Genomic DNA, 3025 nt, shown 5'->3' on the forward strand with positions numbered 1-3025 from the left:
CGCCCTGCTCGACGGGGTCGGCGATCCCGGTGGACCCCGCCTCGTGCTCACGCACGGGGCGGGGTTTTTCCGTTTGCGCTTCCGCCTCGCGCCGCATGCCCCCCGCTCTGCACCTGCGGTCCGACCAGCCGTGAACCCGGTTTCGAACGATCCACCCCGATTCTTCTGGGTGCATCGTTCGAAACCGGGTTCTTCGCGTGTAGTCGGACCTCGCGCTCAGGGGGTGCGGCGGCGGCGACCGGCGGAAGGCTCGGGAGGCGCGGTGGGCGGCCACGGGTCGGGCTCGGCCGTGCTGCGGGCGATGAGCGCGCGGACGTCGGCGTCGTGCTGCAGCGTCCACGCCACGGCCGAGTTCAGCGACGACGCCGTGTGCAACCAGGGCCGACGCCCGCCCTCGTCGCGGCAGTGGGCGTAGACGTCGAACGCGAAGCCGCCCGTGACCGGCCGCTGGCGCACGTAGCCGAGCGGAGCCGCCTCGCCCTGCCGGATCAGCCACAGCCCCTGCCCGCCCGGGATCGGCGGGATCGCGCACGGGTGCTCGGCCGGCGGCTTGCGCAGTGCCGCCCGCGCGTTCTCGAACTTCGTCTGCACGCCCATGTCGGCGACCGTAGGCGCGACCACCGACGCCCGCCGTACGACGAAAGTCGTACGGCAGGTCCCGACTCCTGCACCCGGTGCCGCGGCGGCGCAGCCGCGAGCGTAGAGGCATGATCACGACACCGACCCGAGAAGCCCCTCCGTCCCGCCGGCGCCACCCGCGCCTCCTCGTCCGCACGACCCGCACGACCCGTCTCGCCGCCGCCGCGGCCGTCGTCGCCCTGGGCGTCACGCTCGCCGGGTGCGCGTCCGGGGCGACGGGCGCGACCGCCGACCCCGCGCCTCCTGCACCGCCTCAGCACCAGCCCGGCGGTCACTCGCTCACCAAGGACGACGTCGACACGTGGCTCGACGGCGCCGTCGGATCGGCCCTGCAGACGACCGGCATCCCGGGGGCGACCGTCTCGGTCGTCGCCGACGGGAAGGTGCTGACCGCCCGCGGCTACGGCATGGCCGACACCGGCACCGGCGAGACCGACGCGAGCCGGGTCGACCCCGAGCGCACGCTGTTCCGCGTCGGCTCGGTGTCGAAGGTGGTCTCGGCCACCGCGATCATGCAGCTCGTCGAGAAGGGCGACCTCGACCTCGACGCCGACGTGCAGCAGTACCTCGACTTCGACCTCGACACCCCGAAGGGCGCCGTCACCCTGCGGCACCTGCTCACCCACACGGCCGGCTTCGAGGAGGTCATCGCGGGGCTGATCGGCACGCCCGGCAGCGAGAAGACGCTGCGCGAGGCCGTCTCGGAGGCGCCTCCCGCCCAGGTGTTCACGCCCGGCACCACCCCGGCGTACTCCAACTACGGAGCCACCCTGGCCGGGTACGTCGCCGAACGCGTCAGCGGCGTCCCGTTCGCCGACCTGCTGCAGCAGGACGTCTTCGACCGTGCCGGCATGACCTCGTCGTCGTTCGCCCAGCCGCTTCCCGCCGACCTCGACGCCCGACTGGCGCACGGCTACCCGGACGACTCGAAGCCCGCCGTCGCCACCGAGGTCGTCAACGCGGCCCCGGCCGGTGCGATGTCGGCCACCGCGACCGACATGGCCCGCTTCATGCTCGCCCAGCTGGGCGACCTGCCGGACGACCAGGCGCTGCTGCAGCCCGACACGCTCGCCGAGATGCACCGTCCCGCCCTCGACGCCGACGACCTCGGCACGCTCGTGGCCGGCCAGCGCATGGACCTCGCGTTCTTCGACGACAGCACGCCCGGCCTGGCCGCCTTCGGCCACGACGGCGACACGCAGGTCTTCCACTCGGCGATGCGGATGTTCCCCGAGCACGACACCGGCATCTTCCTCAGCATGAACGGCAGCGGACGATCGGCCACGGCCTCGCTCGACCTGCGCACCACGGTGCTGCAGGGGTTCGCCGACCGGTACCTGCGTGACGCGGCGACCGTCGGCTCGGCCGACACGGCCGACCCGGCCGACGCGGCCAGCCGAGGAGGCGCGGGCACGGTCGACGGCGACGCCTCCGACGGCCCCGTGGCCGCCGACCTGGCCGGCACGTACCTCTCGTCGCGCTCCCCCGTCACCAACCCCGGCGCCCTGCTCGCCCTGAGCGGTCAGACCACGATCGTCCCCCGCTCCGACGGCACGGTCGCCGTCACGCCGAAACCCCTCGGCATGTCCACCGGCGTCTACGAGAAGGTCGGGACCGACCTGTGGCGCGAGGTCGGCGGGGACGCCCTGCTCGCGACGCGGACCACCGACACCGAGGGGGACGCGACCGTCGAGGCGATCTCGTGGGGCGCCTCCTTCACCATGCTGCGGGCGCAGCCCTGGCAGGCGGCGTCGGCCGTGCTGCCGAGCGTGGTCCTGGCCGTCGTGGTGCTGCTCGCCTCGATGATCGTCTGGCCCTCCACCGCCCTCGCCGGCGTGGGACGTCGCCGTCGGGACCTCCGGGCCGGCCTGTCGACCGGGTCGGCGGCCACCGCCCCGCGTCGCCGCGACCGCACCCTGTTGCTGTCGCGTCTGGGACAGGCGACGACGCTGTTGGCCCTCGTCGGCTGGGCGGTCGTCGCGGTGCAGGCCATGTCGTTCGCCGAGGTGTCGGCCGTCACCCTGCGGGTCCTGCAAGGGCTGCAGCTGCTCGGCGTCGTCGCGATCGTGCCGGCCGCCCTGGTCGCCTGGCGCGCCGTGCGCGACCGTCGCGGCTGGGCCGTCGTGACCGGACGCGTGCTCGTCCTCGCGTCGCTCGTCGTGCTCGCCGGCTTCGCCTTCGGCTTCCGCCTCATCGCCCCGAGCGTGAGCTTCTGATGACCCGCCCCCAGCGCGACACCCGGGCCGACGGTGCACAGCCGTCGTCGGCCCTGGGCCGGGAGGCCCGCGGCACCTGGCATGCTCGGACGGTGACCACGACCCCCGACACCTCGCCCGCTCCGGGCGGTCCGCGCGGCCACGCCGGTTCGGCCGGGCAGGCCGGGCAG

2 protein-coding genes are annotated in these 3025 nt (G+C 74.4%); one reads left to right on the plus strand and one right to left on the minus strand.

Features of this window, described 5'->3' with window-relative positions; genetic code table 11:
* Nucleotides 1–216: 216 nt before the first annotated feature.
* Entirely contained in the window at nucleotides 217–597 is a 381-nt protein-coding gene (locus tag IFT36_RS15725; RefSeq protein ID WP_173154373.1) for a hypothetical protein, read from the minus strand.
* Nucleotides 598–707: 110 nt separating this feature from the next.
* On the opposite strand from IFT36_RS15725, the gene IFT36_RS15730 reads away from it, so the two are divergent.
* Entirely contained in the window at nucleotides 708–2855 is a 2148-nt protein-coding gene (locus tag IFT36_RS15730) for a serine hydrolase domain-containing protein (protein ID WP_200413627.1), read from the plus strand.
* Nucleotides 2856–3025: the final 170 nt, after the last annotated feature.

Source organism: Frigoribacterium sp. CFBP 13605 (genome assembly GCF_014839405.1).
GTDB lineage: Bacteria > Actinomycetota > Actinomycetes > Actinomycetales > Microbacteriaceae > Frigoribacterium.